The organism is Bradyrhizobium genomosp. I (2014), assembly GCF_000261685.1.
Classification (GTDB): Bacteria; Pseudomonadota; Alphaproteobacteria; order Rhizobiales; family Xanthobacteraceae; genus Bradyrhizobium.
The window spans coordinates 1-5,242 of the sequence record NZ_AJQE01000448.1 but is presented as its reverse complement, the minus strand read 5'-3'; the positions used below and the strand labels follow the sequence as shown (position 1 = coordinate 5,242).

Annotated in this window: 5 protein-coding genes and 2 pseudogenes; 1 reads left to right on the top strand and 6 read right to left on the bottom strand. The window is 59.3% G+C overall.

Annotated elements, in window-relative coordinates:
- The 6 genes and pseudogenes from IC50_RS43980 to IC50_RS39940 form a co-directional block, all read right to left on the bottom strand.
- The coding region (locus IC50_RS43980) for a reverse transcriptase domain-containing protein (protein WP_035716714.1) at positions 1 to 508 on the bottom strand (508 nt) is incomplete at its 3' end.
- Positions 509 to 540: 32 nt separating this feature from the next.
- Positions 541 to 699 (bottom strand): hypothetical protein, encoded by a 159-nt coding sequence (locus tag IC50_RS43975; protein WP_342714148.1) that lies wholly within the window; start codon positions 697 to 699, stop codon positions 541 to 543.
- Positions 700 to 1,636: 937 nt separating this feature from the next.
- The gene (locus tag IC50_RS37700; protein ID WP_018269530.1) at positions 1,637 to 1,792 is read right to left on the bottom strand and encodes an NAD(P)-binding domain-containing protein; all 156 of its coding nucleotides are present in this window, start codon (positions 1,790 to 1,792) and stop codon (positions 1,637 to 1,639) included.
- Positions 1,793 to 1,807: 15 nt separating this feature from the next.
- A pseudogene (locus tag IC50_RS39945) lies at positions 1,808 to 2,546 on the bottom strand (IS6 family transposase).
- A gap of 227 nt (positions 2,547 to 2,773) precedes the next feature.
- Positions 2,774 to 3,907: an FAD-dependent oxidoreductase gene (locus tag IC50_RS37685; protein WP_011090930.1), complete on the bottom strand. Its 1,134-nt coding sequence runs from the start codon at positions 3,905 to 3,907 to the stop codon at positions 2,774 to 2,776.
- Between the two features lie 246 nt (positions 3,908 to 4,153).
- Positions 4,154 to 4,366 (bottom strand): aldehyde dehydrogenase family protein, encoded by a 213-nt coding sequence (locus IC50_RS39940; protein WP_014498644.1) that lies wholly within the window; start codon positions 4,364 to 4,366, stop codon positions 4,154 to 4,156.
- A 108-nt stretch (positions 4,367 to 4,474) separates the two neighbouring features.
- Between IC50_RS39940 and IC50_RS39935 the strand changes: the two are divergent.
- Positions 4,475 to 5,242: pseudogene (locus IC50_RS39935) on the top strand (helix-turn-helix domain-containing protein); the annotation flags it as partial.

The window sequence follows — 5,242 nt, the reverse complement described above, 5'->3', positions numbered from 1 at the left end:
CTCGGCCATTCGTCGGGACAGCAAAGTACGCAAAGTGGCCGGTCAAGACCTGCCTCAGCCATTTCCCTTGTGCAGGGATCGGCCAGTGCATTCGGCGCCTTAGCTCCTCCTTGATTTCGCGGAGTTTGGTTCGCAAGCGGTCGCTACGGGTCTTCCGTTGAAGCTGGAAGCGCCCTTGGCGTGATTTGCCGCAGATAAACGTGAACCCCATGAACGCAAAGGTTTCCGGCTTTCCGAGTCCGCGCTGCTTGCGTTGAGCCGCCGCATGGCGACCAAACTCAATCAGGCGGGTCTTGGCCGGATGGAGCGTCAGCTCGAACTCCTCCAGTCTCGCGCGCATCGCGTCAAGGAAACGACGTGCGTCATCCTCGCGCTCAAAGCCGACTACTACATCGTCCGCGTAACGCACGATGATCATGCCGCCGGAGACCTCGCGCTGTCGCCGGCGTTTGGCCCACAGGTCGAGAGCGTAGTGCAGGTAGATGTTGCCGAGAAGCGGTGAAATCACCGAACCTTGACCCGTTCCCCTGTCATCAGCGGCTACGACGCTGTCTTCGAGAACACCCCCGCCTTCAGCCATTTCTGAATGAGGCGGATGATGCGCTTGTCGCCGATCCTATGTTCCAAGAAGCGAACCAGCCAAGGTTGACTGACTGCGCCAAAGAAGTTTTGGATGTCGGCGTCAATGATCCAGTTCACGTTCCGCGTCTCGATCGCTGTGCAGAGCGCGTCCAACGCATCATGTGGTCCTCTGCCGGGCCGAAACCCGTAGGAAAAGCCACAGAAGTCTCCTTCGTAGATGGCGTTGAGCACGATGACGGTTGGCGCCCTGGACGATTTTGTCTTCGAGAGCCGCGATCGCTAACGGGCGCTGCTTGCCGTCTGCCTTTGGTATGTACGTCCGGCGAGACGGTTGCGGGCGATACGCTCCTCGTTGGACCCGTTTGTGCAGATCGGCGAGCCGGGGCTCGAGATCTTCCTCGTAGTCCTCCCACGTCATGCCATCCACTCCGGGAGCAGCCTTACGCCTGAGCGCAAAGAACGCCGCCCGCAGTGTATCGACATTGATGTGGTGAAAGAGCGCGGTGAACCGGTCCTTCTTCCTCAGCCTTGCGGCTGTCCGTACGCGGTCCAGCGACTGGGTCATGCGAGCCCGGCCCTGTGTCCGGTGCATGCGCTGCTGTTCCGCGTTTCCCTTGGTCCCCGGCCTTGGCTCCGCCCACTCCGCCGCCAGTAATCCGGCTTTGTTCGTTGGCTTCTCAGCTACTATGCCAGAGTCAGACTTCTCCGTGTCGTGCATCAGCGGCTACAGCTCCTCGCCTTCCCGCTGCGGACCATCTCCTCCGAGAAGGAAGATGGCCGACCCGGAGATATCCCGGTTCCCGTACAAGGAGCTTCCATACATGCCAGGGTCTACGACCACGCCGGGTTGGACGGGTGCTCGCGTTTGCGCACTCGCCCATATTGCCTTCCGCTCTTTGGACAGCGTCGGCTCCCGAGATAACACTGTTTCGCGGCTCAATGGCTGGCCTGCATGCTCCCCTACCGACGCTTCGCCGACACCCTCGCGGACGCCTGCGCACGGCTCGGGGCCGATGTGGTTCGCTACACCTTCATCGCAATGGACTTCCACCATCTATTCCTTGCCGGTCTCCCGGCGCACCCAAAGTAGTGATAGGGCTTCAATATCGCTGCGCGTGCGATTGTAGACGATGAGATGATGGCTAGCCTTTAGCAGGTTCCGCGCCATTGGCGCACCCATGTGGCCAAGCCCGATGAAGCCGAGGTCCATCGCAGGCATCGTCAACTAATCGATCGCCGAGCTGAAGGAGGCGAGTCTCAGAGGTCGAGAGTCGGCGATAGCGCTTGTCCTGGAGATCTCGCGCCAAGTCGCAAAGGCTCGTTCGCGCGAAGCTCGACGGAAGTCGGCCGTGACGGCTCCGGGATAGGGGATGTGGAAAAGGTTCGCGACCTGATCGTGAACTGACAGAAACCGTTGAGCCTGATGGGGACGATTTTAAACGCTTCATGATCCGCTCGCGTCGCCGCGTCGGCTGATGAGAATTCTCGGCCCGATTGTTGAGAGCTTTGTGCTGGCGATGTTCGACGTGAAAGCCCATCTTCGCCCTCGCAGCGCCGTACGAACGCAGCTTATCCGTGATCATCACGCGCGGCGGCGTGCCGGCGGATTTCAAGAGCTTCTTCATGAGCCGCTGGGCAGCGCGCGAGTCTCTCTTCGGCGCTGGATCAAGACGTCGAGAACGAAGCCATTCTGGTCGACAGCGCGCCAGAGCCAATGTTGTTCGCCCGCGATCGAGATAACGACCTCGTCCAGATGCCATTTGTCACCGCGGGTGGGAGCGCGCTCGACGGATCCGATCGGAGAACAGCTTGCCGAATTTCCGTCCCCCCTGGCGCACGGTTTCATAGGTCATGCCAATGCCACGCGCCGCCAGCATTTCCTTGACCAAGCGCAAGCTTAAGGGAAACCGGAAATACAACCACCGTTCATGATGAAGGATTTCGCACAAAACCCGAATGCGCAAGTGGCAGGACTGGCGATAGCAGGACCACTCCGAACACCGTCATCCATGGGCGGAGGTCAAAATCCATCCCTGCAACGAACCTGCTTGTCTTGTCATGCATTTCCCCTGTCGTGACATGCTTGTTGTCGGCCAAAATGCTACAGAGTTTACCTTCAGTCCACGGATGTGGCCGATCCACCGCGGTAGCGACGTCCGTCAAATTCCCATGTGACTTCGCCTGCTTCTAATCAGACGGGCGCAGCCAGAAACGCGTAGCCTTCACGAAGAAGGCCCATCGAATAGTCGCGGCCATGCTCCGGTTTGCGCTCTTCCCGGCAAATGGCGTATGCAATGTCGTATACGCGCCCGACTCTTTCTTCGCGGCGTCGGCAATAGGTCTTGAGCGCAGTCTCCAGATCGTCGTTGCGATTCAGTTCCTGGGCCAGAACCAGCGCATCCTCGATCGCCATTCCGCCGCCGGATGTCATTTGCGGCATCAACGAATGGGCAGCATCGCCGAGCAGCACGACACGGCCACGGTGCCAGGGGGCTGGCATCATCAAGACATCAAATGGGCGGTAGCTTATGTGCTTGTCTTCGCCGATCACCTTGGCAGCCGCGACCAGTTCGGGCGCCGTAAAGGGGGCGAGCAGGTTACGGAGATAGTCGCACACCCGATCTTGCGGAATACGAAGCTTTTCGTCCGTGCTTTCCAGGAAGAATAGATAGCACAATTCCTTCGATAGCGGCAGCGCGCCAACTACGCGGCCCGTCGGAAGGCGGTACAGGACGAAGCCATTCATCGCCTCGGTGCGAGAAACCGTATAACGCCATACCCCTTGGCCGGCGTAGTGCGGCTTGAACTCGTCGCCGAAGATGCTCTGGCGGATCTTGGAATAGACTCCATCCGCAGCGATCAGCAGATCGGCGCGATCTGTCTCGCCGTTCGATAGCTGAACCGTCACCCCTCGATCGTCCTGATCAATACGGGTGATCGTTGTGTTGAAATCGATTTTCGCGCCGCTCTTCGTCGCAAAGTCTTCCAGAATCTGTCCCAGACGTGGCCGCATGAGTCCCAGTGCGGCTGGACGATCAGCGTCCCAAATTCTTGGTGAGGACTGTTCGCTCAGAATCGTTCCCGCGCCATCGCGTACCGACACGGTATCCCAACCAAGGCCGCCTTCGAGGCAGGCATCCACCAATCCCAATTCGGCAAGTGCCCGCAAGGCATTCCCCAGCAGCGTGATACCGGTGCCGATCCGGTCACGCTTATCTCCCATCTCAATGACTCTGGTAGATACGCCTATCCGCTGAAGCGCATGGGCGACCGTCAAGCCGCCAATCCCGCCACCTACGATGAAAACCTTCTTCACCGCGCCCATTTCTCCTCCTCCACTTGTTGGTATCTTTTTTATTTCTTGGCGATCACCCCCCGGGGGCCGCCGCGTTCTATGAAAAGCATTGTATTCTGTAACCTACCAATCCTGCTCTCGCCGAGCACCACCAAGCGCAACACCGATCCCGCTTACATCCATTTCAATGACGTCGTCGGGCTCGATCCGCTCGTCCAAAGATCGGCACACGACTACCCATCGCGCGCTAGAGCGAGACCGCAATGTACTTTGGTTTCAAGGTATTCCTTGATGCCTTCGGTTCGAGCCTTCACGACCGAGGCCGCTTGCCTTGCTGCCACCGAAGGGCGCCGCCCGATCGGACGCAAGTCCTCTGTTCAGCGCGACCATGCCGCTCTGCATTTGCCCGGAAAGGCGCAAACCACGCTTCAGGTCCTCGGTGTAGACGTAGGAAATCGGCCCAAATTCGGTGTCGTTGGCCAACTTCACGGCGCGCGCCTCATCGTCGAAGGGTGTTCGCCGTCAGGACCTGTGAGACAAATTGAAGGATTTTGCGGAGGGAGGATTTCTGGTTCATCGTAGCCACCAGGAGCGAAGATGAAGCAGAAATCCGTACCGGGCAAAGTGCCGCAGAACAAGTTCTAAAAGACATTCTGCGACAAACCCGCCGGCATTATTCGTCGGAGGAGAAGATCCGCATTGTGCTGGAAGGATTGCGCGGCGAGGAAAATATCTCCGAGCTCTGTCGCCGCGAGGGCATTGCCGCCTCGATGTATTACGGCTGGTCCAAGGAGTTCCTCGAGGCCGGCAAGCGCCGCCTGGCGGGCGACACGGCACGAGCTGCGACCTCCGGCGAGGTGAAGGATCTCCGCCGGGAGACTGTTGCCCTGAAGGAGGCCGTAGCCGATCTGACCCTGGAGAACCGTCTGCTCAAAAATAGCATGAACGGGCTCTATAGGTGAATGCTCCGCATTCACCTGTCGGGTGAGAGAGGGGGAGGACGAGGCATGAGGTATCCCGCCTCTGAGAAGGCCGAGATCATCCAGCAGGTCGAGCAATCGCATCTTCCCGCCAAGCGCACGCTGGACAAGCTCGGTATCCCGCGCGCCACATTCTATCGCTGGTATGATCGCTACCGCGAGGGAGGCGTTGAAGCGCTGGCCGATCACCGGTCTCGACCAGACCGGGTCTGGAATCGCATCCCCGACGATGTGCGGGGTCAGATCATCGACCTGGCGTTGGAGTTGCCTGAGCTGTCGCCACGCGAGCTGGCCGTGCGGTTCACTGACGAACGAAAGTACTTTGTATCCGAGGCCTCGGTCTACCGGCTGCTGAAGGCAGAGCTGGCCCCGCAAATTCGGACAG